This is a genomic window from Phytobacter sp. SCO41 (assembly GCF_003073275.1).
GTDB lineage: Bacteria > Pseudomonadota > Gammaproteobacteria > Enterobacterales > Enterobacteriaceae > Phytobacter > Phytobacter diazotrophicus.
On record NZ_CP027225.1, the window covers coordinates 5,111,564 to 5,137,518 of the forward strand.

A 25,955-nucleotide genomic window follows, 5' to 3' on the forward strand; every position below is an offset into this window, starting at 1 on the left:
GCCACGATGCAACCCAAATTATTTTAGGTACCCCCAAAGGGGAAAATCCTTCTGGCCAACCGGTCAGACGACGTAGTCTTCCAGTGCCGGTTCTTGTTTACAGAGGCGACGCCAGTCCACAATCGGCATACGCACCTGTATGCCCAGACTCCCGTCTTCCTCCATCCACTCTTTTTCGATGGCCTGAAGCTGATAAAAACGACTTCTCAGACGACCTTCTTTTGCCGGCAAACGCAACGTATGCTGCGCAACCTCGCCAGACAGCCGCTCTGTTAAAGCCTGGAATAACAGTGGTACGCCGACTCCGGTCTGAGCGGAAAGCCACACCCGAATCGGTTTATTTTCATCATCACGGTCGATACGCGGCTCAAAATCATCCAGCATATCGATCTTGTTCATCACCAGCAGCGTCGGGATTTCATGTGCGTCGATCTCCTCAAGCACAATGTTCACCGCCTCGATGTTGTCAGCGACACGCACATCAGCCGCGTCTATGACATGCAATAGCAGCGTCGCCTGCCGGGTTTCCTGCAACGTCGCTTTAAACGCCGCCACCAGGTCATGTGGCAAATGGCGAATAAACCCAACGGTATCCGCCAGTACGGTTTCACCTACGTCAGCAACATCAATACGACGCAGGGTCGGGTCCAGTGTGGCGAACAGTTGATCCGCCGCGTACACCTGGGCCTCGGTTATCTGATTAAACAGGGAGGATTTGCCGGCGTTGGTATAACCCACCAGCGACACCGTTGGAATATCCGCTTTCATGCGCGAGCGGCGTCCCTGTTCACGCTGCTTTTCCACTTTCTCAAGCCGCGAGAGGATTTGCATAATACGATTACGCAGTAAACGACGGTCGGTTTCGAGCTGGGTTTCACCCGGGCCACGCAAACCAATCCCGCCCTTCTGTCTTTCAAGGTGGGTCCAGCCACGCACTAAACGCGTCGCTAAATGGCGCAACTGCGCCAGCTCAACCTGCAGCTTACCTTCATGGGTACGCGCGCGCTGGGCGAAAATATCTAATATCAGACCTGTACGGTCGATAACCCGGCATTCACATAACGCTTCAAGATTACGTTCCTGGGCCGGACTCAATGCGTGATCAAATAAAACAACAGAAGCCCCTGTCGCTTTTACGGCTTCCGCAATTTCGACAGCCTTACCTTCACCTACAAAATACTTAGGGTGCGGTGCTTTACGGCTACCAGTAATCACCTGCATTGCTTCGACACCGGCGGAAGAGACCAGAGATTCAAACTCCTGGAGATCTTCCATATCTTTGTCTTGCGAAAAATAGATGTGTACCAGCACCGCCTGCTCACCGGCTTCATAACGGTCAAACAAGCGTAAACTCTCCTAAAATACCAGCGGGGAACTCAGAATCCTGGCTCCCCGACATGGAAAAACAGCCATCAACCTTATTCGGTTTCTTCGCTGTCCTGCTGCGCAGAGGACTGAGCATTGCTACCGTGATGGTAGTTACTGCCAGTGCCGCCGCCCGCGTTATTGCTATGATGAGAAACCGGGCGAGACGGAACAACAGTAGAAATAGCATGCTTGTAGACCATCTGGCTGACCGTGTTTTTCAACAGGATCACGAACTGATCGAAAGACTCAATTTGCCCTTGCAGCTTAATACCATTCACCAAATAAATTGAAACTGGAACACGTTCCCGACGCAGTGCGTTCAGGAACGGATCTTGTAAAGATTGCCCCTTAGCCATTCTATCTTTTCCTTATATGCTTGTTTTGTACTTAGAACCCGGGAGTTCTGAAAACTGCGTAAAATTTTGCGCACGATACAACTTGATTGTACACATTCAATTCGCGATCGCACCAATAACCTGTAACACTTCGTTGTATGACTCTTGCGGCTTTTCACTGTCTAACCAGTGAACGCCATCCCAGCCACGCAACCAGGTTATTTGCCGCTTTGCTAACTGCCTCGTGGCGCAAACACCTCTGTAAACCATTTCGTCGTAGGATATTTCGCCTTCAAGATAAGACCACATCTGGCGATAACCCACACAACGAACGGAAGGCATATCCGTATGCAAATCTCCGCGAGCAAAAAGCGCCCGCACTTCTGCTTCAAAACCCGAAGCTAACATCTGATGAAAACGCTGCTCAATTCGCTGATGGAGCAGTTCACGGCTCGCCGGGGCGATGGCGAACTGATGCACCTGATACGGCAGAGTATCTCCAGACGTTTGCGTCAGATCTGTTAAAGTTTTACCCGAAATGAAAAAAACTTCCAGTGCCCGGGAAAGCCTTTGCGGATCATTTGGATGGATTCGCGCTGCGGCTACAGGATCAATAGTCTGTAGCTGCTGATGCAACGCATCCCATCCACGCTCTGCTGCTTGTCTTTCAATCTCTGCTCGTACCGCTGGATCCGCTGATGGCAAAGGGGACAACCCTTCCAGCAGTGCTTTAAAATAAAGCATCGTACCGCCAACCAGCAACGGGATGCGCCCTTCTGCGGTAATCTCCGCCATGGCTGCCAGCGCATCGCGGCGAAAATCGGCCGCGGAATACGCCTGCGCCGGGTCGAGAATATCCAACAACCGGTGCGGAGCGGCGCGTAATTCAGCGGCAGTCGGCTTCGCCGTACCGATATCCATCCCCTGATAGATAAGGGCTGAATCCACGCTTATCAACTCAACTGGCAAAACTTTACGTAACTCAATGGCTAATGCCGTTTTGCCAGAGGCCGTCGGCCCCATCAAAAAAATAGCCTTAGGCAGGCCAGCCTTGCTTACATCACTCATGTTTCAGGGCATTCATCGCCATAGATAAATCAACAGGTTGTAACAAACCATCTGGCGGGGTCTTAACCAGATGCGGACAAAGACGCTCGACGTCGGTAAGCAGGCTAATGGCTTGCGCCATATTCCACTGGGTATGCTCGCTCGCCAGATGGCGGGCCAGCCAGTGGGAAACATTCACCGCATCAATCTCTGTCTGCTGCGCCAGGTAGCCTATCAGTTCAGGAATCAAGATTTGTAAATTTTGTTGGCGTAAGGGTAAAGGCACGGCGCGAATCGTAACGTGTTGACCATCCGGCACAAATTCGATACCCATTTCGGCCAGTACCGGTTGCGCGCGTTTTAACGCGGCATTTTCTTGTGAGGACACTTTCAGACGCACGGGAATGAGCAACGGCTGTCCGCACACCGGCCCGCCGGTCGGCGACAATTGCGCCTGCCTCAGCCAGCGTTCTGCCACGGGCAACGCCAGTAATGCGACCTGACCGCCGCGCTCAAGCAAAGCAAAGGCAGGCGCGACAACCGTCAGCACCCGACCAAAACTCTGGCTGTGCGCGTCCAGAACGGGAGCGGCTTCTTTTACGACATCCGCTTTACGCTCCGCCGCCGGGGTTTCCAGCAACTGGCGGTACAGCGCGCCTTGCTGCTTCTGATAACCCGGCTGTGCGTTTGGCCATGAAGGCGCACGCGCGGAACCTGCCGAAGCAGCCCCTGATGAAGCAGACGCTCGCGGCGTGGGTTCGCGCATCACAGAGGGTTCTGCGAAGTGATTGCGCCCGGCGGCGATGCGGTTTTCCGGTATCGGGCGCGGCGCAGGTTCGTCTTCCAGCGGCAAGGAGGTTGCTGTCTGCTGTTGCAGCACGCTCAGCACACCCTGGTAGATAAAATCATGCACCAGTCTTGACTGGTGAAAACGCACCTCATGTTTTGCCGGGTGCACGTTCACATCAACCTGGTGCGGGTCTATCTCTAAATAGAGGACAAAGGCAGGCTGCTGATCGGCCCCAAGCTTGTCTTCACAGGCCTGGCGAATCGCGTGGTTAATCAGGCGATCGCGCATCATGCGGCCATTGACGTAGCAATACTGGATTTCAGCAAACGCGGAGGTGGTCGCCGTGGGCTCAGCCACCCAGCCACGTAGCGCCAGGTCGCCATGCTGCCATTCGATTTCCAGCGCCTGTTCCAGAAATGCAGTACCGCAAATAGCCCCCAGCCGACGCTCTTTTTGCCCGTTCTGAGTCACCGCACGGTACTGGCGCATCATCTTACCGTTATGGCTCAGGTTGATGGTGACATCAAAACGCGCCAGCGCGATGCGTCTTACGACTTCATCGATATGGCCGAATTCGGTTTTTTCGGTGCGCATGAATTTGCGCCGCGCCGGGGTGTTATAGAAGAGGTCCAGCACTTCCAGGGTGGTGCCAACAGGATGGGCAGCAGGCTTAACGGTCACGTCCATATCGCGGCCTTCCGCATAAGCCTGCCAGGCCTCCTGCTGTTCGGCGGTGCGCGAGGTGAGCGTCAAACGCGAGACAGAGCTGATACTGGCCAGCGCTTCACCGCGAAAACCCAGACTGATGATGGCTTCAAGATCGTCAAGCGAGGCAATTTTACTGGTGGCATGACGTGCCAGCGCCAGCGCCAGCTCATCTTTTTTAATACCGCCGCCATTATCGCGAATGCGGATAAGCTTCGCCCCGCCGCGTTCGATATCGATATCGATGCGGGTCGCGCCCGCATCCAGACTGTTTTCCACCAGTTCCTTCACCACCGACGCAGGGCGTTCCACCACTTCGCCTGCGGCGATTTGGTTCGCAAGCTGTGGCGGCAAAACCTGAATCGGCATGAAGTCTCCTTAATTAAGCAATCCGCTGGCAGGCGCTGCGGCGTTAGCCATTTGTCCACTGCCCCCCTGCGGCGCAGATTGCAGAGGGTGTGCAAGGAAATAGTTGCGCAGCCCCGTGTAGATTGCTTCCGCAAGCTGCTGCTGGTATTCATCGCTGCCCAGCATACGCTCTTCGCTGTTGTTACTGATAAACCCGGTTTCAACCAGCACTGACGGGATATCCGGCGAACGAAGTACACCAAGGCTTGCGTGTTCCGGATGTCGCTTATGTAGCGCGCCAATACGCGCAAGCTGAGTGATCATACTGCTGGCGACATCATAACCGACACGCTGAGAATGGCCGAATTGTAAATCCAGCACCGCCTGGCTCAGGTAGGGGTCAGACTGACTGTTCGCCAGTACATCGCCCGCGCCGCCCAACAGCTCGGACTGTTTCTCATGCTGCTCAAGCCAGCCCGCCATTTCACTGTTGGCGCGACGGTTAGAAAGCACCCAGACGGACGCGCCGGTAGCATCGCGATTCGGTGCGGCATCCGCATGAATCGACACCAGGAAGTTTGCGTTTTGTTTACGCGCCACGTCCGAACGCCCCATCACCGAGATAAAGTAATCGCCATCGCGGGTCATTACGGCTTTGAACATGGGGTCGTCATTCAGCAAAGTACGCAGTTTACGCGCCACGGAGATAGTGACGTTTTTCTCCTGAGTGCCGCCAGGGCCAATCGCACCAGGATCCTGCCCGCCGTGCCCGGCATCGATAGCAATAATGACTTTACTGTCCCCGGAAGCCGGACGCGCCTGTGCCGCAGGACGAACCGCCGTATTGCTGCTGGTGACGCTAGTGATGCGATCGTTGCTGCCACTAAAAGGATTACGACCGGGTTGGGTCTGCACCGGTTGCGGCGTGACGGCAGGCGTCTCAACGCGTTTCGCTACCACTTTTGGCAGTGGAGGCGGTGGCGGCACATCGGCATCAATGGTAAACACCACGGTATAACCTGAGCCGCTTTGCTGTTTCACCGCGCGCGTTTTACCGTTTTGCGTTAAATCGACCACCAATCGCAGCGACTGGTTATCCTTCGGCGTGCCCGAACGAATGCTCCTGACCAAATTGTTACCGCTGAACTGGAGCGGCAACCCCTGAATTACACCGGTTTGTTTGATATCCAGCGCAACGCTTCGCTTCCCTTCCTGAGAAAAGGCATATTCCGGGTCGCCCATAAAACTGAACGTGATACGGGCCTGGTTATCCCCATTGGAAACCTGAATATCTGACAAACTCGCCGCACCGACCTGCATGCTGAATAAAATCAGTGCGGTCATTAGCCAACTTTTAACGCGATAAATCATCCCGTCATCCCTTAGATTAACCGGCCAAACGAGCCAGCAATGCATCGCCAGATGAGGATACAGCAGTAATGCGCGCCTCACGCCCCTGCGCCTGGTAATCAATATGAATTTCGACATCCGGGTCAGGCAGCACACCCGCACCTTGTTGCGGCCACTCGACCAGGCAAATAGCGTCGTTGGCAAAATAATCGCGGATCCCCATAAATTCCAGCTCCTCAGGATCCGCAAGGCGATACAGGTCGAAGTGGTACACATTCAGCTTATCGAGTGTGTAGGGTTCAACCAGCGTATAGGTCGGGCTTTTAACATTCCCGTTGTGACCAAGCGCCTGCAGAAAGCCCCGGCTGAAAGTGGTTTTACCCGCACCCAGGTCGCCGTACAGGTAAATCACTGTCGCGCCATTGCAAGCCTGCGCCATGCGTTGCCCCAACGTAAGGGTCGCTTGCTCATCAGGTAAAGGAATTACTCGATTCATCATCTTCTGTTTCAATAACGTCCGGGTTAACTACACGCACCAGCGTGGAAAAAAGATCGGTTGCCAGCATGCCCCGCATCCCTTGTCGCGACGCCAGCAAATCTGCCGCGACACCATGGGCGAGACAGCCTGCGCAGGCCGCGTCATACAGTTCAAGCTTCTGCCCCAGCATTGCGCCGATAATGCCAGACAGCACATCTCCCATGCCGCCGCTGGCCATCCCCGCATTGCCGGCATCAATAATACTGACCTTGCCGTCAGCGCCCGCCACCACCGTACCCGCCCCTTTCAGAACGACAACGCCTGCGTATCGTTGTAGCAGACGTTGCGCAGAAAGTAAGCGATCACTTTCAATTTCTGCAACGGAACAGCCAAGCAGGCGCGCAGCCTCGCCAGGGTGCGGCGTCAGGATGCGATTGTGACGTTTATCGGGATTGATTGCCAGAAGGTTCAGCGCATCCGCGTCCCAGAGCATCGGTTTGCGGAAATTCTCAACTTTCTGCAGGGCTTTTTTGCCCCACTCTTGCTGACCAAGCCCCGGCCCAATGACCACCACATCGGCCCACTCCAGACTCTCTTCAAGGCTCTGTGGTGTGAGTTGATGTACCATCAGTTCCGGGCGGGCCGTAATGACAGGCGCAATATTTTCGCTACGCGTGAGCACACGCACCAGCCCCGCCCCCGCCCGCAGCGCCGCTTCGCCCGCCATGCGGATAGCGCCAGCGGTGCCATGATCGCCGCCAATGATGACCAACCGGCCATGGGAGCCTTTATGTGAAGTGGGACGGCGCGGCCTAAACCAGTGGGGAAGGAACGTCACATCAACGCGGGTCAGTAAAGTTTGCTGCCCGGCCAGCCAGTTTTCCAGCCCCAGAGCATGATGATGGAGCACACCGACGACATCACGGGCCTTCCCGGTCAGCAACCCCGGTTTCAGGGCGATAAAAGTCACGGTATGCGCGGCCTCAATGACCGCACCAGGCGTTGTACCGGTCTGTGCCACTAAACCAGAAGGAATATCCAGCGCCAGGATCGGAGCCGGATGTGCATTGGCCTGGGCTATCAGGGAGGCGCCAGGTTCTCTTGGTGCGCTGTTAAGCCCTGTGCCCAGCAAACCATCAATAATCAGATCGACGCCTTCCGGCCAGATGATATCAGCGGCATGGATGACACCTCCCGCGTTCAGCCAGGCTTCTCGCGCCGCCTGCGCCTCTTCCGGCAGCGGCTTGCTCCCCTCAACAGCCAACAGGGTCACCTCAATGCCTGCGGCCGCGGCCAGACGTGCGACAACATAACCATCGCCGCCGTTGTTGCCATGGCCGCACAGCACGAGCCAGTGTCGCGTTGTGGGGTAGTATGCCCGTGCGACGTTGAACGCGGCTTCACCCGCACGCTGCATCAGTTCAAACAGCGTAATCCCAAGGCTATCTGCCGCCTCCTTTTCCGCCCGCCGCAGTTCATCCGCAGGCCAGATGGAGTGTGGTATACTTGCTGCGTATTTCTTCATTGTATGGTCCGTCATGTCAGAGCCCCTCGATCTCAATCAATTAGCGCACAGCATCAAACAGTGGGGCTCTGAACTGGGTTTTCAGCAGGTCGGTATCGCTGACACCGACCTTTCCGCCAGCGAACCTAAGCTGCAGGCATGGCTGGACAAACAATATCATGGCGAAATGGAGTGGATGGCGCGACACGGCATGATGCGCGCCCGTCCACACGAGCTTCTGCCCGGCACCTTGCGGGTTATCAGCGTAAGAATGAACTATCTCCCCGCAAATGCCGCCTTCGCCAGCACACTTAAAAACCCGGCGCGGGGCTATGTCAGCCGCTACGCGCTGGGCCGCGATTATCATAAACTGCTACGTAACCGATTAAAGCAACTCGGTGAAAAGATCCAGCAGCATTGTGCCTCGCTGAATTTTAGACCGTTTGTGGATTCTGCGCCCATCCTTGAACGCCCATTAGCTGAAAAAGCCGGGCTTGGCTGGGTAGGTAAGCACTCACTAATCCTTAATCGCCAGGCCGGGTCATTCTTCTTCCTCGGCGAGTTACTCATTGATTTGCCCCTGCCTGTCGATCAGCCCGTTGAAGAGGATTGTGGTCGCTGCGTGGCCTGCCTCACCATTTGCCCGACCGGGGCGATTGTCGAGCCCTATACGGTCGATGCACGCCGCTGCATCTCTTATCTCACCATTGAGCTGGAAGGGGCGATTCCGGAGGAATTCCGCCCGTTAATCGGTAACCGCATCTATGGCTGCGACGACTGTCAGCTTATTTGCCCGTGGAACCGTTTCTCGCAATTAACAGATGAAGCAGATTTCAGCCCGCGCAAGGCGCTGCATTCGCCGGAACTGATTGAATTGTTTGCATGGAGCGAGAGCTGGTTTTTGAAAGTAACGGAAGGCTCGGCAATTCGCCGTATCGGTCATCTACGCTGGCTGCGTAATATTGCCGTCGCGCTGGGTAACGCCCCCTGGGATGAAGCCAATATACGTGCGCTGGAACAACGCCGGGGTGAGCACCCACTTCTTGATGAACATATAGAATGGGCCATTGCGCAACAGGTGGAAAAACGAAATGCCTGCGTGGTGGAAGTACAGACGCCGAAGAAACAACGCCTTGTGAGGGTCATCGAAAAGGGGTTGATACGTGACGCCTGAGACATCCACAGCTTGTGAATAAAATTAAAAACGCATTGCGTTTCAATGCCCACAAAATCGTCAAGTGATCCCATTAACAATTTAAGATGAATTTTTTATTAAAAAATTCAGTAAGTTAAATTGATACTATTCACCAGGCGAAGCGATTGGGATTTCAAATGAAGGCAGGCGTTCTGTGGATAAGTCTGTTTACAAGAATATGTAAGGACGAAAAAAATCGTCCGCAGCATGTGCTTTCCGCTGTGGATAATTTAATGGAGTAAAAATTTGGAGCGGGAAACGAGACTCGAACTCGCGACCCCGACCTTGGCAAGGTCGTGCTCTACCAACTGAGCTATTCCCGCTTGGGTGGTGCGTATCTTTCGATACTTTTCACATTTTGGAGCGGGAAACGAGACTCGAACTCGCGACCCCGACCTTGGCAAGGTCGTGCTCTACCAACTGAGCTATTCCCGCATAATCTCTGGTTTCACGTTGCAACAGCTTGGCTACACGTGCATACCGGCGATTGATGGTGCATTCAAATTTTGGAGCGGGAAACGAGACTCGAACTCGCGACCCCGACCTTGGCAAGGTCGTGCTCTACCAACTGAGCTATTCCCGCAAACATCATTTTTCTTGCTGTCGTAATTTCACATTTCTGTGTCGTCACGGGAGGCGCATTATACGAGAATTCCTTTCTCCTGCAAGCCCCCCGAAAACGATTTTTTAAATTTTTCGTTCAAGTGCTCGATTATTCGTCATCTTGCCTGTTTTTGCACCGGACGGACTACCTTACTCTCTTTTTCATCCATCCGGGCACTCTTTTTACAGCTTAATAAAATGTTCGCGATAGTAAGAAAGCTCGGCCACAGACTCGCGGATATCATCCATTGCCTGATGCGTGCCCTGTTTTTTGAAACCGTCGAGAATTTCCGGTTTCCAGCGACGCGCTAACTCTTTTAAGGTGCTGACGTCCAGATAACGATAGTGGAAGTAAGCTTCCAGCTCCGGCATGTACTTAAACAGAAAACGACGGTCCTGACCGATACTGTTGCCACAAATTGGCGACTTGCCCGCTGGCACCCACTCTTTCAGAAATTCGATGGTCGCCAGCTCTGCCGCGCGATCATCAAACTGACTTGCCTTGACGCGCTCCACCAGACCGCTGCCAGTGTGGGTACGTACGTTCCAGTCATCCATCAACGCCAGCTGAGCGTCAGACTGATGAACCGCAATTGTCGGCCCCTCCGCCAGGATATTCAGATTCGCGTCGGTAACCAGGGTCGCGATTTCAATAATACGATCGCGTTCCGGATTCAGCCCGGTCATCTCCAGATCGATCCAAATCAGGTTGTTTTCATTTGCACTCATGCTATTTTCCACCCTTCTCGCGTCATATTCAGCGTGACTATATTCATCTAAAATAGCGTGTATCATAAAGGTTTTGCCCATCCGGGGCGACCAGGAGCCAGTACGATTGAGTAAAAATAAACTCTCCAAAGGACAGCAACGCCGCGTCAACGCGAATCATCAGCGCCGGTTAAAAACGTCTGTGGAGAAAGCCGACTACGATGACAACCTGTTTGGCGAGCCGTCTGAGGGCATAGTGATCAGCCGCTTCGGCATGCACGCGGACGTTGAAGCCGCGGATGGCACCGTACACCGTTGCAATATTCGTCGTACCATTCGTTCACTGGTCACCGGCGACCGCGTCGTCTGGCGTCCGGGCAAAGAGGCGGCGGAAGGGGTGACGGTAAAAGGCATTGTCGAAGCTGTACACGATCGCACTTCCGTACTGACCCGTCCTGACTTTTACGATGGCGTAAAACCGATCGCGGCAAATATCGATCAGATCGTGATCGTTTCAGCCATTTTGCCGGAACTCTCGCTCAATATTATCGATCGTTATCTGGTGGCCTGCGAAGCGTTGGAGGTTGAACCGCTGATCGTGCTGAACAAGATCGATCTGCTGGACGATGAAGGCATGGCCTTCGTCAATGAGCAGATGGATATCTACCGCAAAATCGGTTATCGCGTATTGATGGTATCCAGCCATACCCAGAACGGGCTGCAGCCACTTGAGGACGCATTAACTGACCGTATCAGTATTTTTGCCGGGCAGTCTGGCGTGGGCAAATCCAGCCTGTTGAACGCCCTGCTCGGTCTGCATGAAGACCAAATCCTGACAAATGATGTCTCTGATAACTCCGGTCTGGGCCAGCACACTACGACAGCCGCCCGTCTTTATCACTTCCCGCACGGCGGCGATGTGATTGATTCTCCTGGGGTGCGTGAATTTGGACTCTGGCATCTGGAGCCGGAACAAATTACTAACGGCTTTGTCGAATTCCATGACTATATCGGCCACTGCAAATACCGTGACTGTAAACACGCCAGCGACCCAGGCTGCGCCATCCGCGAAGCCGTCGACAAGGGCGAAATCGCCGGGACGCGGTTCGAAAATTATCACCGTATTCTTGAGAGCATGGCACAAGTAAAAACGCGTAAAAGCTTTTCTGAATCCGATGACTGACAACTAAGCTTAGCGTCGTTAGAATCGTCCCCCTTTTTTGCAAAGACCTGGCGATAGCGCCGGGTCAGGAACGACAAAAACAATGGCCTGGAGGCTACCTTGTTAAACTCATTTAAACTTTCGCTTCAATACATTCTGCCGAAACTGTGGCTCACTCGCCTGGCGGGCTGGGGCGCAAGCAAACGCGCGGGTTGGCTGACCAAACTGGTTATTGATCTGTTCGTCAAATACTACAAGGTCAATATGCAGGAGGCGCAAAAGCCGGACACTGCCAGCTATCGCACCTTCAACGACTTCTTCGTGCGCCCGTTGCGTGACGATGTTCGCCCGCTGAACACCGATCCGAACATCCTGGTCATGCCCGCAGACGGCGTGATAAGCCAGCTCGGTAAAATCGAAAACGACAAAATCCTGCAGGCGAAAGGCCACGATTACAGCCTGGAGGCCCTGCTGGCAGGCAACTACCTGATGGCAGACCTGTTCCGTAATGGCTCTTTTGCTACCACGTACCTGTCACCGCGTGATTATCACCGCGTGCATATGCCGTGCAACGGTATCCTGCGGGAAATGATTTATGTACCGGGCGACCTGTTTTCGGTTAACCACCTGACGGCGCAGAACGTGCCGAACCTGTTTGCCCGTAACGAGCGCGTCATTTGCTTGTTCGATACTGAATTCGGCCCGATGGCGCAAATTCTGGTCGGAGCCACGATTGTCGGCAGTATTGAGACAGTCTGGGCCGGTACGATCACCCCGCCGCGCGAAGGCATCATCAAACGCTGGACCTATCCTGCAGGCGAGAGCGATGGTGCAGTTGCGCTGCTGAAAGGCCAGGAGATGGGCCGCTTCAAACTGGGTTCAACGGTGATTAACCTGTTCGCGCCGGGTAAAGTGAACCTGGCAGAACACCTGCAAAGCCTTTCTGTGACCAAAATCGGCGAGCCGCTGGCCGTCTCCACCGAAACGCTGGTGACACCGGAAGCTGAACCGACGCCTCTGCCCGCAGAAGAAATTGCCGCCGAGCTGGATGCCAGCCCGCTGGTAGACGACAAGAAAGACGAAGTCTAACGAAGAAGGTAAGCTGTAGTGCGCCTGATTATCATTTTTCTGATGGCCTGGTGCCTCAGCCTGGGGGCCAATGCAGCAACGGCCCCCGATGCCAAACAAATCTCGCAAGAACTGGAGCAGGCCAAAGCGGCAAAAGCCACGCCCGATCAGGCTGAAACCGTCGAAGTGCTCCAGGGCGCGCTGAACGCGCTTGAAGAGCGTAAAGGCTCGCTTGAGCGCGCCCAGCAATATCAAGATGTTATCGATAATTTCCCCAAACTTTCCCGCACGCTACGCTCGCAGCTAGATAACCTGCGCGATGAGCCAAAATCGGTGCCTGCCAATATAAGCACCGATGCGCTAAACCAGGAAATTCTGCAAGTCAGCAGTCAGTTGCTGGAAAAAACTCGCCAGGCGCAGCAAGAGCAGGAGCGCGCCCGGGAAATTAACGATTCCCTGAGCCAGCTTCCGCAGCAGCAAACGGATGCCCGCCGCCAGGTTAATGAAGTTGAACGCCGCATCGGCGCGCAAACCAGCAATACGCCGCTCGCGCAGGCACAAAATCTGAGTGCCCAGGCAGAGTCTGCAAAGCTGAGGGCGCTGGTCGATGAACTGGAACTGGCACAGCTATCGGCAAATAACCGCCAGGAGCTGTCTCGGATGCGCTCAGAGCTGGCCCAAAAACAGGCACAGCAACTGGATGCTTACCTGCAGGCGCTACGTAATCAGCTCAACAGCCAGCGTCAGCGTGAAGCCGAGCAGGCGCTGGAGAGTACCGAACAACTGGCGGAAAACAGCGATAACCTACCGCCCGGTATCATCGAACAGTTTAAGATCAACCGTGAGCTGTCGCAGGCGCTGAACCAGCAGGCGCAGCGCATGGATCTGGTCGCCTCGCAACAGCGTCAGGCGACGAATCAGATGTTGCAGGTCCGCCAGGCACTGAACACCCTGCGCGAGCAGTCACAGTGGCTGGGCGCGTCCAATATGTTGGGTGAAGCGTTGCGCGCTCAGGTGGCCCGCCTGCCGGAAATGCCTAAGCCCCAGCAGCTTGATACAGAAATGGCGCAGCTTCGCGTGCACCGCATGCGCTATGAAGACCTGGTGAACAAGCAGCCTCAGTTGCGACAGATTCGTCAGGCTGATGGCCAGCAACTGACGGCGGAGCAGAGCCGTATACTCGATGCCCAGTTGCGCACGCAGCGTGAGTTGCTCTCGTCGCTACTACAGGGTGGCGATACCCTGATTCTGGAACTGACAAAGCTCAAAGTTTCCAATAGCCAGCTTGAGGATGCGCTGCGCGAGGTGAATGAAGCCACGCACCGCTACCTTTTCTGGACGGCGGACGTCAGTCCAATGAGCCTGAGCTGGCCGGTTGAAATCGTGCAGGATCTGCGACGCCTGATCTCGCTGGATACCTTTAGCCAACTCGGCAAAGCCAGCGCAATGATGCTAACCAGCAAAGAGACGCTGTTCCCGCTTTTTGGCGCGCTCATCCTCGTAGGTTTCAGCCTCTACTCGCGTAAACATTTCACCCGTTTCCTGGAGCGTTCCAGCGCCAAAGTCGGCAAAGTCACTCAGGACCATTTCTGGCTGACAATGCGTACGGTGTTCTGGTCGATTCTGGTCGCCCTTCCGCTTCCCGTATTGTGGGCAACGCTGGGATACGGCTTACAGGAAGCCTGGCCGTATCCGCTGGCAGTAGCGATTGGCGACGGCGTCACCGCGACCGTTCCGCTACTGTGGGTGGTGATGATTTGCGCCACTTTCGCCCGCCCTACCGGATTATTTGTCGCCCATTTCGGCTGGCCGCGTCATCGCGTGGCGCGTGGAATGCGCAACTATCTGATGAGCATTGGTTTTATCGTGCCATTGATTATGGCGCTGATCATGTTCGATAACCTCAATGACCGGGAGTTTTCCGGGTCGCTGGGCAGGCTCTGTTTTATTCTGATTTGTGGTGCGCTGGCGGTCGTCACACTCAGCCTTAAACGCGCCGGGATCCCGCTCTATGTCGATAAGACCGGTTCGGGTGATAACATGCCGAACCGCCTGCTATGGAACCTTCTGTTAAGCGCCCCGCTGATTGCGATTCTCGCTGCTGCGGTGGGCTATCTGGCCACCTCGCAGGCTCTGCTGGCGCGTCTGGAAACCTCCGTCGCCATCTGGTTCCTGCTGTTAGTGGTCTATCACATTATCCGCCGCTGGATGCTGATCCAGCGTCGCCGTCTGGCGTTCGATCGTGCCCGCCATCGTCGCGCAGAGATCCTCGCCCAACGCGCGAAAGGCGAAGATGAGACGCCGCACTCCACCAGTACCGAAGGATCGGTCGAGATAGATGAGAAAGAGCTCGATCTGGATGCCATCAGCGTGCAATCGCTGCGCCTGGTGCGCTCGATCCTGATGCTTATCGCGCTGCTCTCCGTCATTGTGCTGTGGTCAGAAATCCACTCAGCTTTTGGCTTCCTGGAGAACATTTCCCTGTGGGATGTCACCTCCACGGTGCAGGGGGTGGAAAGCCTTGAGCCCATCACTCTCGGCGCGGTGTTGATTGCCATTCTGGTGTTTATCATCACCACGCAACTGGTGCGTAACTTTCCGGCGCTGCTTGAGCTTGCCCTGTTGCAGCATCTGGATCTCACCCCCGGCACCGGTTATGCCATCACCACCATCACCAAATATCTGCTAATGCTGTTTGGCGGGCTGGTTGGATTCTCAATGATCGGGATCGAATGGGCGAAATTGCAGTGGCTGGTTGCCGCGCTTGGCGTCGGTCTGGGCTTTGGCCTGCAGGAGATCTTCGCTAACTTTATTTCCGGCCTGATCATTCTGTTTGAAAAGCCGATCCGCATCGGTGATACCGTGACGATCCGCGATCTGACCGGTAGCGTCACGAAGATCAATACCCGCGCCACGACGATCAGCGACTGGGATCGCAAAGAGATCATCGTGCCCAATAAGGCCTTTATTACCGAGCAGTTTATCAACTGGTCACTGTCGGATTCGGTGACGCGTGTGGTGCTGACGGTTCCGGCACCCGCCGATGCCAACAGCGAAGAGGTAACGCAGATCCTTTATACCGCCGCAGAACGTTGTACGTTTGTGATTGATAACCCTGCCCCGGAAGTGTTTCTGGTGGACCTCCAGCAAGGGATTCAGCTATTTGAACTGCGTATCTACGCCGCCGAGATGGGGCACCGTATGCCGCTGCGCCACGAGATTCATCAGTTGATTCTGGCGGGCTTCCGCGAACATGGCATCGATCTGCCGTTCCCACCGTTCCAGATGCGGCTTGAAAGTCTGGACGGCAAGCGCACGGCGCGCACGCTGACATCGGCAGGGAAAGGGAATCGTCCGGCGGGAAGTGTGTAATCTTTCCCCGATGCGCTTATCGGGGCTACTCTGACAGCCTCTCCCACTGGGAGAGGCTTCGATGATCAACGCCATCAGACCGTGCCCGGATAAGGCGTAGCCGCATCCGGGATGGTGAAGCCGAAAAATCAGGAGCGATCGACGGTAAACGCCATTACCTCGGCGAGGCTTTCCGCCCCCAGCGCCAGCATCACCAGGCGATCAACGCCCAGCGCCACACCGGAGCAATCCGGCATACCGGCCTTCAGCGCCTCCAGCAGATTTGTATCCACCGGTTGCTGCGGCAGACCACGTGCGGCACGCTTGCGATTATCCTGCTCAAAACGCTGCTGCTGTTCGCGGGCATCGGTCAGTTCATGAAAACCATTCGCCAGTTCAATACCTTTGAAGTAGACCTCAAAGCGTTCCGCCACGCGGTGATCTTCGGTGCTGATTTGCGCCAGCGCGGCCTGACTTGCCGGGAAGTGGTAGACAAACGCCGGACGGTCTTTGCCGATATGCGGCTCAACGCCCATGGTGAACAGCAGTTGCAGCAAGGTATCGCGGTCTTCTTCAGTGTCTGCGATATTGCTTAAATCAAGCTTCGCCGCCACTTCACGCAGTTGAGCTTTATCCGCAGAAAGCGGATCGATTTCCAGGTAGCGCTGGAAAGCCTGCTGATAAGAGAGTGATTCCGCTGCCGGGCACTCCAGCACCTGTTGCAGAAGGTCATCCACTTCATTCATCAAACGATACATATCGTAGTGCGGACGGTACCACTCCAGCATGGTGAACTCAGGATTATGATGACGCCCCATTTCCTCATTACGGAAGCTGCGGCACAGTTGGAAAACCGGGCCACATCCTGCCGCCAGAAGACGCTTCATGTGGTATTCCGGGCTGGTCATCAGATAAAGATTCATCCCTTGCGAATGGCCGGGACCAACGAAACGGGTCTCAAACGGGAACAGATGAATATCGGTTACCGTGGCCTGGCTCATACAAGGCGTTTCCACCTCTAACACGCCGCGATCGGCGAAGAAACGCCGAATTTCCGCCATAATTGCTGCGCGTTTTAATAAGTTAGGGATGGATGCGCTCGGCTGCCAGGTTGCCGTCTCGCTCATGGTACGTTCTCCGAATTCAAACAAGGGCACGAAGTCTACCCGTATCAGCTCAGAGAGACAAATTTTGAGCGGAATAAGGTTCAGCGACGGGAGGTAAAATCACTAAAGGTTGGGGGTTTTGTAATTAAATTAATCAAAATCAATGATGTTTTAGGCTATTCATACGTTAAAAAAATCGAACAGGTCAAATTTCCCTCACCATCCTAAGATTATAATGCATACCAATAAAGGAGCAGTGGAATCGTATTCGAGGCCCTGGCTGGTCAGATCAGAAAGGGTTGCGAAATAACAATAATCAGGAGGAATGTCGTGCAAACTTTTCAAGCCGATCTTGCTGTAATTGGCGCGGGTGGCGCGGGTTTACGTGCCGCCATAGCAGCCGCCCAGGCAAATCCAAATGCTAAAATCGCCCTTATTTCAAAAGTTTATCCCATGCGCAGCCACACCGTGGCCGCAGAAGGCGGTTCCGCAGCCGTTGCACAGGATCATGATAGCTTCGAGTACCATTTTCACGACACTGTAGCCGGTGGCGACTGGCTGTGCGAGCAGGATGTCGTTGACTACTTTGTCCGTCATTGCCCCACCGAAATGACGCAGCTTGAACTCTGGGGCTGCCCGTGGAGCCGCCGCCCCGATGGTTCTGTCAACGTTCGCCGCTTTGGCGGCATGAAGATCGAACGCACCTGGTTTGCCGCAGATAAAACCGGCTTCCATATGCTACATACCCTCTTCCAGGCATCACTTCAGTTCCCGCAAATTCAGCGTTTCGACGAGCACTTCGTGCTGGATATTCTGGTCGACGATGGCCAGGTGCGTGGGTTAGTCGCGATGAACATGATGGAAGGCACGCTGGTGCAGATTCGTGCCAACGCGGTCGTTATGGCGACAGGCGGTGCGGGTCGCGTTTACCGTTACAACACCAATGGCGGTATCGTCACCGGCGACGGAATGGGCATGGCGCTTGCTCATGGCGTACCGCTGCGTGATATGGAGTTTGTCCAGTATCACCCCACCGGGCTGCCGGGTTCCGGTATTTTGATGACGGAAGGCTGCCGTGGCGAAGGCGGTATCCTGGTCAACAAAAACGGCTACCGTTATCTGCAGGATTACGGCATGGGGCCAGAAACCCCGCTGGGCGAACCGAAGAACAAATATATGGAGCTGGGGCCGCGCGATAAAGTGTCGCAGGCGTTCTGGCATGAATGGCGTAAAGGCAACACCATTTCGACCCCGCGCGGCGATGTCGTCCATCTCGACTTGCGCCATCTGGGTGAGAAAAAACTGCTGGAGCGTCTGCCGTTTATTTGCGAACTGGCAAAAGCCTACGTTGGCGTGGATCCAGTAAAAGAACCGATTCCTGTACGCCCCACCGCGCACTACACCATGGGCGGTATCGAAACCGATCAGCAGTGCGAAACCCGTATCAAAGGGCTGTTTGCTGTGGGTGAGTGTTCATCTGTTGGTCTGCATGGCGCAAACCGTCTTGGCTCAAACTCGCTGGCAGAGCTGGTGGTGTTTGGTCGTCTGGCAGGTGAACAAGCAATGGCGCGCGCCGCCTCCGCGACAGCAGCCAGCGACGCTGCGCTGAACGCACAGGCCGCCGACGTTGAGCAACGCCTGAAAAATCTGGTTAATCAGGAAGGCACGGAAAACTGGGCGAAAATTCGCGACGAAATGGGTGAGTCAATGGAAGAAGGCTGCGGTATCTACCGTACGCCAGAGCTGATGCAAAAAACCGTTGATAAACTGGCGGAGCTGCAAGAGCGTTTCAAACGCGTGCGCATCACCGATACTTCCAGCGTGTTCAATACCGACATCCTTTATACCATCGAACTGGGGCACGGCCTTAACGTCGCCGAATGTATGGCTCATTCCGCGCTGGCACGTAAAGAGTCGCGCGGGGCGCATCAACGTCTGGATGAGGGCTGCACGGAGCGCGATGACGTCAACTTCCTCAAGCACACCCTGGCGTACCGGGACGCAGACGGTACTACCCGTCTCGATTACAGCGACGTGAAGATAACGACGCTGCCGCCTGCGAAACGTGTTTACGGTGGCGAAGCGGAAGCCGCTGAGAAGAAGGAGTCGACCCATGGCTGAGATGCAAACCCTGAAAGTTGAGGTGGTGCGATATAACCCGGAAGTGGATACCGCTCCGCACAGCGCCTTTTATGATGTGCCTTACGATGAGCAAACGTCGCTGCTGGACGCGCTGGGTTATATAAAGGATAACCTGGCGCCGGACCTCAGTTATCGCTGGTCCTGCCGTATGGCGATTTGCGGTTCCTGCGGCATGATGGTCAACAAAGTGCCGAAGCTGGCCTGTAAAACGTTTTTACGTGACTACACGAAAGGGCTAAAAATCGAGGCGCTGGCGAACTTCCCTATCGAGCGCGATTTAGTGGTCGACATGACTCACTTTATCGAAAGCCTGGAGGCCATTAAGCCGTACATCATTGGCAATTCGCGGACACCGGATCAGGGGCCGAACAAGCAAACCCCGGCGCAGATGGCGAAATACCATCAGTTCTCCGGCTGTATCAACTGTGGCCTGTGCTATGCGGCATGTCCGCAGTTTGGCCTCAATCCGGAGTTTATTGGCCCGGCGGCCATCACGCTGGCGCACCGCTACAACCTGGATAACCGCGACCACGGGAAACAGCAGCGTATGCCGCAGTTGAACAGTCCAAATGGCGTCTGGAGCTGTACCTTTGTGGGCTACTGCTCGGAAGTGTGCCCGAAACATGTCGACCCGGCGGCCGCTATCCAGCAGGGCAAAGTGGAAAGCTCGAAAGACTTTCTTATCGCCACTCTGAAACCACGCTAAGGAGCGCATCATGACGACTAAACGCAAACCCTATGTCCGGCCAATGCCGTCGACCTGGTGGAAATCGCTGCCGTTTTATCGCTTCTATATGCTGCGTGAAGGAACAGCGTTACCGGCGGTATGGTTCAGCATCATTTTGATCTGCGGACTTTTTTCCTTAAAACATGGCCCGGAATCCTGGGAAGGATTTGTTACCTTCCTGCGAAACCCAATAGTGGTGATCCTGAACCTGATTGCCCTGGCGGCAGCGTTGCTGCACACCAAAACCTGGTTTGAACTGGCGCCAAAAGCGTCGAATATCATCATCAAAAGCGAAAAGCTTAAACCCGAGCCGGTTATCAGAGGGCTGTGGGTCGTGACCGTGCTGGCGACGGTGGTCATTCTTTTCGTTGCACTGTTCTGGTAAGGAGGCCAAAGGTGATCAATCCAAACCCAAAACGTTCCGATGAACCCGTCTTCTGGGGGCTGTTCGGCGCAGGCGGCATGTGGAGTGCGATTATCGCGCCGGTGATGATTCTGCTGGTTGGCGTGCTGCTACCGCTGGGTCTCTACCCCGGTGAAGCGCTCGGCTACGAACGTGTACTGGCATTTGCCCAAAGCTTTATCGGCCGTGCGTTTTTATTCCTGATGATTGTTCTGCCGCTATGGTGCGGGCTGCACCGTCTGCATCATGCCATGCATGATATTAAAGTCCATATCCCCAGCGGGAAATGGGTCTTCTATGGCCTCGCCGCTATTCTGACAGTGGTCACCCTGATCGGGGTCATCTTCCTTTAATTCACCTCGCTCTCCCGCTCTGGCGGGAGAGCATTTTTCCCGCCAGCTTCTACACTTAAGTAAAAAACTGGAAGGAAAAAATCATGCGTTTGTTGCCGATTATCGCAACGGCTGCTGCTGCATTTTTGGTTGTAGCCTGTAGCTCTCCTACTCCCCCTTCTGGCGTCACCGTGGTGGATAACTTCGATGCGCAACGTTACCTTGGCCGCTGGTATGAAATTGCCCGCTTTGACCACCGCTTCGAGCGTGGCCTGGAAAAGGTGACCGCGACCTACAGCACAATGGATGACGGCGGCATTCAGGTCATCAATAAAGGCTACAATCCGGAACGCGGTATGTGGCAACAATCGGTCGGGAAGGCGTACTTTACCGGTGATACGCGTAAGGCCGCACTTAAGGTCTCGTTCTTCGGTCCTTTCTATGGCGGCTATAACGTCATTGCGCTGGACAAAGATTACCGATATGCGCTGGTATGCGGGCCGGATCGGGACTATCTGTGGATTTTGTCACGCACACCGACGCTTCCGGATGCGGTGAAAAAACAGCTCGTTGATATCGCAGCCCGCGAAGGTTTTGCGGTTGAAAAACTTCTGTGGATAAATCAGACCCTTTAAGGCGTACTGAGCTTAAGGCCGATAATCCCCGCGACAATCAGTGCCAGGCTTAGCAGGCGCGCGGGATTGGCCGATTCACCGAATAACACAATCCCCGTGATAGCAGCCCCCACGGCGCCAATGCCTGTCCAGACGGCATACGCCGTTCCTGTGGGCAGGCTTTTCATCGCCCATGACAACATCACGATGCTAACGATCATCGCCGTTACGGTAATCACGCTGGGTACAAGGCGGGTAAAACCGTGCGTGTATTTCAGGCCAATAGCCCAAACGACTTCAAGAAGACCAGCGATAAAAAGAATTATCCATGACATAGGTGGCTCCAGTGCGGGGCCGTCCCCATTGAGTGTTGCGCAATCGGGTCGTCCCGACAGGCTGGTTGAGAGAGATAAATTTTGACCTGGTTACAAACGGAATGCAATTTTTGCGTAATTGCGCAGATTTAAGTGACTTAAAGCAAGAAATAGCTACAGATAGCAACGCAGTTCGCGCATTTATTCCCCATAAGTACCCCCTATGATGAAGTGCTGCCAGCAACGGGAAGCCGTGCGTCAATATTCTTACTGCGAAGAAAAATATGTTCAAAATTCTCTTGATTGACCGTTGTTACTTCACCCGTACGGGGCTGGAAAGCTGGCTCAATCAGACTGATTTTTTCCCGGCTTCATTCCTTGTGACTTCGCTGAATAACCTGATGCTGGCAAAAGAGCATATTGTGCAATGGCAGCCGGACTTGATCATTGCCGATCTTTACGGCTTTAAGAATGATCTCCACCATATTCAGCAACTTTCCTCACTGTTCACCGCCTGCGGTAAAGATAACCATCTTATCCTTTTGCAGTCAGGGGAAGATGCCCAACTCATGGCGTATTGTGCCCAGTATCAGGTACAGGCAACGCTGCAAAAAAGTGAGCCGATGGAAACGCTGGCTAAAGTCATTGATCATGCCGTTCTGTCCCGCCCCGTGCGAACCGGGCCACAGATAGCCACCCCGTTGCTCACACGCCAGGAAGAAAAAGTACTGTCATTGTGGATGGAAGGCCGCAGTAATCAATCTATTGCGTCCAAAATGAGCATCAATGGTAAGACGGTGTATACCTACAAGCGCAATATTCGGATGAAGCTGGGGATGGGTAACCGTTTTACACCGTTCCTTTCGCTCCCCGAAGCACCAGACACCGTGCAAGACAACCTGAATTAACGGTACGGCACTGGCCGTACCGCGTACTGGCAGGAATTACTGCTGCGCTTTTGTCGCTGCGCCAGAAATAGCGCTACCACCCTCAGAGATATCCTGACCGACACCACGCGTGGTGTTACAAGCAGTCAGCGCTGAGGAAAGAACCAGTACAGTAAAGATCGCAGCAAATGTCTTCTTAACCATAATATCTTCCTTATGTAGCCAATATTGTTTGTGCATAGCCACTTAAGAATAGACAAGATTGCGCAACCTGGCGGAATATCGGCGATTTTTAGGACGACAGGAAGAAATTAGCTGGCAGCGTGCGAGATTGAGTTGCCAAGATGTTTGATGTCTTCACCAAAGCCACGCGCGGTATTACAGCCCGCCAGCAAAGTGGTGGTGAGAAGAAAGAGTGCTACAAGACTGAGAAGACGTTTCATCATTCCTGCCCTGGAAAAGCAAAGGTGCAATAAGGTGAGCGCACCAACATTTCACAATAGACAAATCATTCAGGCTGCATTGTGGCGACAAGCAAGAAATCCCAGCAAACTATTTAACGGGTTAACTGGGGTTTCTCTAAGCACAGCCAACAAAGAGGCAGCCTAAAAGATAAAGTGAATTACTTCACGCGGGATACATATTCGCCGGAACGCGTATCCACTTTAATCACTTCACCGATCTGTACGAACAACGGAACTTTAACCACTGCGCCAGTGCTCAGCGTAGCCGGCTTACCACCGGTACCCGCGGTATCACCTTTCAGACCTGGATCGGTTTCAATGATTTCCAGTTCAACAAAGTTCGGCGGAGTCACAGCGATCGGACGGCCATCCCACAGCGTCACGATGCACTCAGCCTGATCCAGCAGCCATTTCGCGCTGTCACCAACGGTTTTCGCATCGGCAGCCAACTGCTCGAAGGTTTCGTTGTTCATGAAATGGTAGAACTCACCGTCGTTGTAGAGGTAAGTCAGGTTCATATCGATAACATCTGCGCCTTCGGCAGAGTCAGTAGATTTGAAGGTTTTTTCTACACGGGTGCCAGTCAGCAGGCGGCGCAGTTTAACGCGTGCAAATGCCTGACCTTTGCCTGGTTTAACGAATTCGCTGGCTTCAACTGCATAAGGTTCGCCGTCGAGCATGATTTTAAGACCGGCACGAAAATCGTTGCTATAGTAAGTCGCCATAAAGGCCCTCTAAAAATGTTAACTGGTAGCTAAGCCACAAAATGGCGCATATTGTAACCCTAAATACCCCATCCAGAGAAGATTGGTTAGTGCAACTTGCCGATGTAATAACCGATCCAGATGAACTCTTGCGTGTTTTAAATATAGACACTGACGAAAATTTAACCGCCGGACGCGAAGCAAAACGCCTGTTCCCGTTGCGCGTGCCCCGCGCTTTTGCCGCGAGAATGAAAAAAGGCGACCCCAACGATCCGCTTTTACGTCAGGTCCTGACGGCGAGAGAAGAGTTTGTTGCCGCCCCAGGATACAGCACCGATCCGCTGGAAGAGCAGGAAAGTGTGGTGCCTGGCTTGCTGCATAAGTACCGTAACCGTGCACTGCTGCTGGTTAAAGGTGGCTGTGCGGTAAACTGCCGCTACTGCTTCCGCCGCCACTTCCCGTATGCAGAAAATCAGGGCAATAAACGCAACTGGCAGGTTGCGCTGGATTATATTGCCCGGCAACCGGAACTTGATGAGATCATTTTCTCCGGTGGCGATCCGCTGATGGCGAAAGATCATGAACTGGACTGGCTGATCGCGCAGCTTGAAGCCATTCCACATATCAAGCGCTTGCGTATTCACAGCCGGCTGCCGATTGTCATTCCGGCGCGGATCACCGACACACTCGTCGCCCGCCTTGCAGGTTCTTCTCTGCAGATTCTGCTGGTGAACCATATCAATCATGCCCAGGAAATCGATGACGACTTTCGCGCGTCCATGGTTAAACTGCGTCGGGCTGGTGTAACACTGCTTAATCAGAGCGTGTTATTGCGCGGCGTTAATGATAATGCCCGCACGCTTGCAGACCTCAGTAACGCGTTGTTTGATGCTGGCGTGATGCCCTACTACCTGCATGTGCTGGATAAAGTTCAGGGCGCGGCCCATTTCATGGTTAGCGATGATGAAGCGCGGGAAATTATGCGAGAGCTGTTGACGCTGATCTCAGGCTATATGGTGCCAAAACTGGCCCGGGAAATTGGCGGTGAGCCCAGCAAAACGCCACTGGATTTGCAGTTACGGCAACAATAGAAGCTAACCGTTCAAACAGAAAAGCGGTGCAGGAATGCATTGCTTTTCTGTATCTACGAAAACGATAGTGTTTTCTCATCCAGGCTCGATTTTTTAGCATATCTGATTGTCCACTGCATTTATTATGGTATTTTAATCCTCTTTTTAAGTGTATAGCAGAGAATATATTCACCAATTCTATTGTTCAGTTGGATATATAGTTTTTAACAATGGTTATGGAGAACCATAATGGAAATGAATATTACGGGTGTCAACGCAGGCGTAATACGTAACAATGACGAGTTTCTTGCCGTCGCGCTAAAACTAAACATTAAAAAGAGTGACACGAAGCTGCTTTTCTTTCCGGCTTTGACTTTACGCGATCTTTTTGTCGCCATGGAATATCATCTCTCTAAGCAAAAAGAACTGGACGGTACTCAACGGGATGATTTCATCGCAGCGCAAACTGCGGTAACCAAAGCAATGCACGCCCATATTCCTGAGTTAAAAAGAGAAGAACTGGAAAATGCAGATATAAATTATCGCGTAAATGCCATTGATAATTTCACCTACGATGAAGGGAAACTCATTTTCACGTTGCAGTTACATAATAATGAAAAGTTCACCTTCGAAGTTCATGAGCTGCAAATAGAGTTACTTACCCATGTTTTAATTCATGCCATTAATAACGCTGGTATGCGCGACCTGGCATTGCGTATCTCTTCGTTACTGGATTTTCTTCCACTATATGATGTTGATTGCCAGCCTGACGGTAAGATGATCTACGATACCTATACCCAGCCAGAGTGGAAAACGGCATTGTTTGATCACTATTTAATTCTTCTTTACCACTATGCCGAGACAAAGAAAAAATCCACTTTCTGCGGTACGGTTATCAAAACCAGAAGCCTTCCCGATACTCCTGAAACCCAGGCGATCGCCAAAAGACTGTTGGCTTTCAGCCCACGGCTGGGGAAACTCGCCAGTAAAGCCTGTCAGGTACACATTCAGGCTATTAACGTGCAAGAGGGTGAACCGCTTAATCTGGATAGATGCATGCATACGCTGAACCAGATACGCCATCAGGTCACGGTGAAACCATCGGTAAAAAAAGCCAAAAAATAATATAGCGAAAACGCTGCCACGATATTCCGTGGCAGCGTTGGAATTACCGGCACCT

General features: G+C 53.7%; 25 protein-coding genes and 3 tRNA genes. 12 read left to right on the forward strand and 16 right to left on the reverse strand.

Annotation, left to right across the window (positions count from 1 at the left end; genetic code table 11):
* Nucleotides 1-63: 63 nt before the first annotated feature.
* The 7 genes from hflX to nnr form a co-directional block, all read right to left on the reverse strand.
* Nucleotides 64-1,344, reverse strand: a complete 1,281-nt coding sequence (hflX, locus tag C5523_RS24840; protein WP_039077814.1) for a ribosome rescue GTPase HflX — start codon at nucleotides 1,342-1,344, stop codon at nucleotides 64-66.
* Nucleotides 1,345-1,418: 74 nt separating this feature from the next.
* Complete coding sequence (hfq, locus tag C5523_RS24845) at nucleotides 1,419-1,724, reverse strand: RNA chaperone Hfq (RefSeq protein ID WP_039077815.1); 306 nt, start codon at nucleotides 1,722-1,724, stop codon at nucleotides 1,419-1,421.
* 96 nt (nucleotides 1,725-1,820) lie between these two features.
* Complete coding sequence (gene miaA / locus C5523_RS24850; protein WP_107223546.1) at nucleotides 1,821-2,771, reverse strand: tRNA (adenosine(37)-N6)-dimethylallyltransferase MiaA; 951 nt, start codon at nucleotides 2,769-2,771, stop codon at nucleotides 1,821-1,823.
* Nucleotides 2,764-4,614, reverse strand: coding sequence for a DNA mismatch repair endonuclease MutL (mutL, locus tag C5523_RS24855; protein ID WP_108702172.1), 1,851 nt, complete (start codon nucleotides 4,612-4,614; stop codon nucleotides 2,764-2,766). The genes miaA and mutL overlap by 8 nt, the downstream gene beginning before the upstream one ends.
* Before the next feature lie 9 nt (nucleotides 4,615-4,623).
* Entirely contained in the window at nucleotides 4,624-5,964 is a 1,341-nt protein-coding gene (gene amiB / locus C5523_RS24860) for an N-acetylmuramoyl-L-alanine amidase AmiB (RefSeq protein WP_108702173.1), read from the reverse strand.
* Nucleotides 5,965-5,980: 16 nt separating this feature from the next.
* Nucleotides 5,981-6,442 (reverse strand): tRNA (adenosine(37)-N6)-threonylcarbamoyltransferase complex ATPase subunit type 1 TsaE, encoded by a 462-nt coding sequence (gene tsaE / locus C5523_RS24865; protein ID WP_039077819.1) that lies wholly within the window; start codon nucleotides 6,440-6,442, stop codon nucleotides 5,981-5,983.
* Nucleotides 6,414-7,961, reverse strand: a complete 1,548-nt coding sequence (nnr, locus tag C5523_RS24870; protein WP_108702174.1) for a bifunctional ADP-dependent NAD(P)H-hydrate dehydratase/NAD(P)H-hydrate epimerase — start codon at nucleotides 7,959-7,961, stop codon at nucleotides 6,414-6,416. The genes tsaE and nnr overlap by 29 nt, the downstream gene beginning before the upstream one ends.
* Here nnr and queG point away from each other — a divergent pair.
* Nucleotides 7,960-9,099: a tRNA epoxyqueuosine(34) reductase QueG gene (gene queG, locus C5523_RS24875; protein ID WP_155525426.1), complete on the forward strand. Its 1,140-nt coding sequence runs from the start codon at nucleotides 7,960-7,962 to the stop codon at nucleotides 9,097-9,099. The two genes, nnr and queG, sit on opposite strands and share 2 nt — an antisense overlap.
* 268 nt (nucleotides 9,100-9,367) lie before the next feature.
* Here the strand turns inward: queG and C5523_RS24880 are convergent.
* The 4 genes from C5523_RS24880 to orn all read right to left on the reverse strand — a co-directional run bounded on the left by C5523_RS24880 (nucleotide 9,368) and on the right by orn (nucleotide 10,452).
* Nucleotides 9,368-9,443: transfer RNA gene (locus tag C5523_RS24880), tRNA-Gly, on the reverse strand.
* Between the two features lie 36 nt (nucleotides 9,444-9,479).
* A tRNA-Gly gene (locus C5523_RS24885) sits at nucleotides 9,480-9,555 on the reverse strand.
* A gap of 72 nt (nucleotides 9,556-9,627) precedes the next feature.
* Nucleotides 9,628-9,703: transfer RNA gene (locus C5523_RS24890), tRNA-Gly, on the reverse strand.
* Between the two features lie 203 nt (nucleotides 9,704-9,906).
* Complete coding sequence (gene orn, locus C5523_RS24895) at nucleotides 9,907-10,452, reverse strand: oligoribonuclease (protein ID WP_039077828.1); 546 nt, start codon at nucleotides 10,450-10,452, stop codon at nucleotides 9,907-9,909.
* 106 nt (nucleotides 10,453-10,558) lie between these two features.
* Between orn and rsgA the strand changes: the two genes are divergently transcribed.
* The 3 genes from rsgA to mscM all read left to right on the forward strand — a co-directional run bounded on the left by rsgA (nucleotide 10,559) and on the right by mscM (nucleotide 16,033).
* The gene (gene rsgA / locus C5523_RS24900; RefSeq protein WP_172600689.1) at nucleotides 10,559-11,614 is read left to right on the forward strand and encodes a small ribosomal subunit biogenesis GTPase RsgA; all 1,056 of its coding nucleotides are present in this window, start codon (nucleotides 10,559-10,561) and stop codon (nucleotides 11,612-11,614) included.
* Between the two features lie 99 nt (nucleotides 11,615-11,713).
* On the forward strand, nucleotides 11,714-12,682 hold the full coding sequence (gene asd, locus C5523_RS24905) for an archaetidylserine decarboxylase (protein WP_108702175.1): 969 nt from the start codon (nucleotides 11,714-11,716) through the stop codon (nucleotides 12,680-12,682).
* 18 nt (nucleotides 12,683-12,700) lie between these two features.
* Nucleotides 12,701-16,033, forward strand: a complete 3,333-nt coding sequence (mscM, locus tag C5523_RS24910) for a miniconductance mechanosensitive channel MscM (RefSeq protein WP_039077831.1) — start codon at nucleotides 12,701-12,703, stop codon at nucleotides 16,031-16,033.
* A gap of 128 nt (nucleotides 16,034-16,161) precedes the next feature.
* Here the strand turns inward: mscM and epmA are convergent, their stop codons facing one another.
* Nucleotides 16,162-17,139, reverse strand: a complete 978-nt coding sequence (gene epmA / locus C5523_RS24915) for an elongation factor P--(R)-beta-lysine ligase (RefSeq protein WP_108702176.1) — start codon at nucleotides 17,137-17,139, stop codon at nucleotides 16,162-16,164.
* 309 nt (nucleotides 17,140-17,448) lie between these two features.
* On the opposite strand from epmA, the gene frdA reads away from it, so the two are divergent.
* From frdA to C5523_RS24940, 5 genes are all read left to right on the forward strand, one after another.
* Nucleotides 17,449-19,239, forward strand: a complete 1,791-nt coding sequence (frdA, locus tag C5523_RS24920; RefSeq protein ID WP_039077833.1) for a fumarate reductase (quinol) flavoprotein subunit — start codon at nucleotides 17,449-17,451, stop codon at nucleotides 19,237-19,239.
* Nucleotides 19,232-19,966, forward strand: coding sequence for a succinate dehydrogenase/fumarate reductase iron-sulfur subunit (locus C5523_RS24925; protein WP_039077834.1), 735 nt, complete (start codon nucleotides 19,232-19,234; stop codon nucleotides 19,964-19,966). Before frdA ends, C5523_RS24925 begins: the two co-directional genes overlap by 8 nt.
* A 10-nt stretch (nucleotides 19,967-19,976) precedes the next feature.
* A complete protein-coding gene (gene frdC, locus C5523_RS24930) occupies nucleotides 19,977-20,372 on the forward strand; it encodes a fumarate reductase subunit FrdC (protein WP_039077835.1) in 396 nt (131 codons plus the stop codon).
* 11 nt (nucleotides 20,373-20,383) lie between these two features.
* Complete coding sequence (gene frdD / locus C5523_RS24935; protein WP_039077836.1) at nucleotides 20,384-20,743, forward strand: fumarate reductase subunit FrdD; 360 nt, start codon at nucleotides 20,384-20,386, stop codon at nucleotides 20,741-20,743.
* A gap of 83 nt (nucleotides 20,744-20,826) precedes the next feature.
* Entirely contained in the window at nucleotides 20,827-21,357 is a 531-nt protein-coding gene (locus C5523_RS24940) for a lipocalin family protein (RefSeq protein ID WP_039077837.1), read from the forward strand.
* Here C5523_RS24940 and sugE read toward each other — a convergent pair.
* Nucleotides 21,354-21,671, reverse strand: coding sequence for a quaternary ammonium compound efflux SMR transporter SugE (gene sugE / locus C5523_RS24945; protein ID WP_039077838.1), 318 nt, complete (start codon nucleotides 21,669-21,671; stop codon nucleotides 21,354-21,356). The genes C5523_RS24940 and sugE overlap by 4 nt on opposite strands.
* Before the next feature lie 263 nt (nucleotides 21,672-21,934).
* Between sugE and C5523_RS24950 the strand changes: the two genes are divergently transcribed.
* The gene (locus tag C5523_RS24950; protein ID WP_039077839.1) at nucleotides 21,935-22,558 is read left to right on the forward strand and encodes a LuxR C-terminal-related transcriptional regulator; all 624 of its coding nucleotides are present in this window, start codon (nucleotides 21,935-21,937) and stop codon (nucleotides 22,556-22,558) included.
* Nucleotides 22,559-22,594: 36 nt separating this feature from the next.
* Here the strand turns inward: C5523_RS24950 and ecnB are convergent, their stop codons facing one another.
* The 3 genes from ecnB to efp form a co-directional block, all read right to left on the reverse strand.
* Nucleotides 22,595-22,741 carry a lipoprotein toxin entericidin B gene (gene ecnB, locus C5523_RS24955; RefSeq protein ID WP_039077840.1) on the reverse strand — a complete coding sequence of 49 codons (147 nt, stop codon included), beginning with the start codon at nucleotides 22,739-22,741 and terminating at the stop codon, nucleotides 22,595-22,597.
* A 107-nt stretch (nucleotides 22,742-22,848) separates the two neighbouring features.
* Nucleotides 22,849-22,983, reverse strand: a complete 135-nt coding sequence (gene ecnA / locus C5523_RS24960) for a lipoprotein antitoxin entericidin A (RefSeq protein ID WP_039077841.1) — start codon at nucleotides 22,981-22,983, stop codon at nucleotides 22,849-22,851.
* A 176-nt stretch (nucleotides 22,984-23,159) separates the two neighbouring features.
* A complete protein-coding gene (gene efp / locus C5523_RS24965) occupies nucleotides 23,160-23,726 on the reverse strand; it encodes an elongation factor P (RefSeq protein ID WP_039077842.1) in 567 nt (188 codons plus the stop codon).
* Between the two features lie 41 nt (nucleotides 23,727-23,767).
* On the opposite strand from efp, the gene epmB reads away from it, so the two are divergent.
* Both epmB and yjeJ read left to right on the forward strand, forming a co-directional pair.
* Nucleotides 23,768-24,796 (forward strand): EF-P beta-lysylation protein EpmB, encoded by a 1,029-nt coding sequence (gene epmB / locus C5523_RS24970; protein WP_079497678.1) that lies wholly within the window; start codon nucleotides 23,768-23,770, stop codon nucleotides 24,794-24,796.
* Nucleotides 24,797-25,024: 228 nt separating this feature from the next.
* The gene (gene yjeJ, locus C5523_RS24975) at nucleotides 25,025-25,900 is read left to right on the forward strand and encodes a YjeJ family protein (RefSeq protein ID WP_039077844.1); all 876 of its coding nucleotides are present in this window, start codon (nucleotides 25,025-25,027) and stop codon (nucleotides 25,898-25,900) included.
* Nucleotides 25,901-25,955 lie beyond the last annotated feature (55 nt).

Coding starts and splice junctions, on each gene's coding strand:
- C5523_RS24940 (WP_039077837.1), top strand. CDS start 20,827: ATGCGTTTGTTGCCGATTATCGCAACGGCTGCTGCTGCATTTTTGGTT.
- ecnA (WP_039077841.1), bottom strand. CDS start 22,983: ATGATGAAACGTCTTCTCAGTCTTGTAGCACTCTTTCTTCTCACCACC.
- efp (WP_039077842.1), bottom strand. CDS start 23,726: ATGGCGACTTACTATAGCAACGATTTTCGTGCCGGTCTTAAAATCATG.
- hfq (WP_039077815.1), bottom strand. CDS start 1,724: ATGGCTAAGGGGCAATCTTTACAAGATCCGTTCCTGAACGCACTGCGT.
- mutL (WP_108702172.1), bottom strand. CDS start 4,614: ATGCCGATTCAGGTTTTGCCGCCACAGCTTGCGAACCAAATCGCCGCA.
- amiB (WP_108702173.1), bottom strand. CDS start 5,964: ATGATTTATCGCGTTAAAAGTTGGCTAATGACCGCACTGATTTTATTC.
- C5523_RS24950 (WP_039077839.1), top strand. CDS start 21,935: ATGTTCAAAATTCTCTTGATTGACCGTTGTTACTTCACCCGTACGGGG.
- frdC (WP_039077835.1), top strand. CDS start 19,977: ATGACGACTAAACGCAAACCCTATGTCCGGCCAATGCCGTCGACCTGG.
- orn (WP_039077828.1), bottom strand. CDS start 10,452: ATGAGTGCAAATGAAAACAACCTGATTTGGATCGATCTGGAGATGACC.
- miaA (WP_107223546.1), bottom strand. CDS start 2,771: ATGAGTGATGTAAGCAAGGCTGGCCTGCCTAAGGCTATTTTTTTGATG.
- sugE (WP_039077838.1), bottom strand. CDS start 21,671: ATGTCATGGATAATTCTTTTTATCGCTGGTCTTCTTGAAGTCGTTTGG.
- nnr (WP_108702174.1), bottom strand. CDS start 7,961: ATGACGGACCATACAATGAAGAAATACGCAGCAAGTATACCACACTCC.
- epmB (WP_079497678.1), top strand. CDS start 23,768: ATGGCGCATATTGTAACCCTAAATACCCCATCCAGAGAAGATTGGTTA.
- tsaE (WP_039077819.1), bottom strand. CDS start 6,442: ATGATGAATCGAGTAATTCCTTTACCTGATGAGCAAGCGACCCTTACG.
- yjeJ (WP_039077844.1), top strand. CDS start 25,025: ATGGAAATGAATATTACGGGTGTCAACGCAGGCGTAATACGTAACAAT.
- epmA (WP_108702176.1), bottom strand. CDS start 17,139: ATGAGCGAGACGGCAACCTGGCAGCCGAGCGCATCCATCCCTAACTTA.
- ecnB (WP_039077840.1), bottom strand. CDS start 22,741: ATGGTTAAGAAGACATTTGCTGCGATCTTTACTGTACTGGTTCTTTCC.
- C5523_RS24925 (WP_039077834.1), top strand. CDS start 19,232: ATGGCTGAGATGCAAACCCTGAAAGTTGAGGTGGTGCGATATAACCCG.
- queG (WP_155525426.1), top strand. CDS start 7,960: ATGTCAGAGCCCCTCGATCTCAATCAATTAGCGCACAGCATCAAACAG.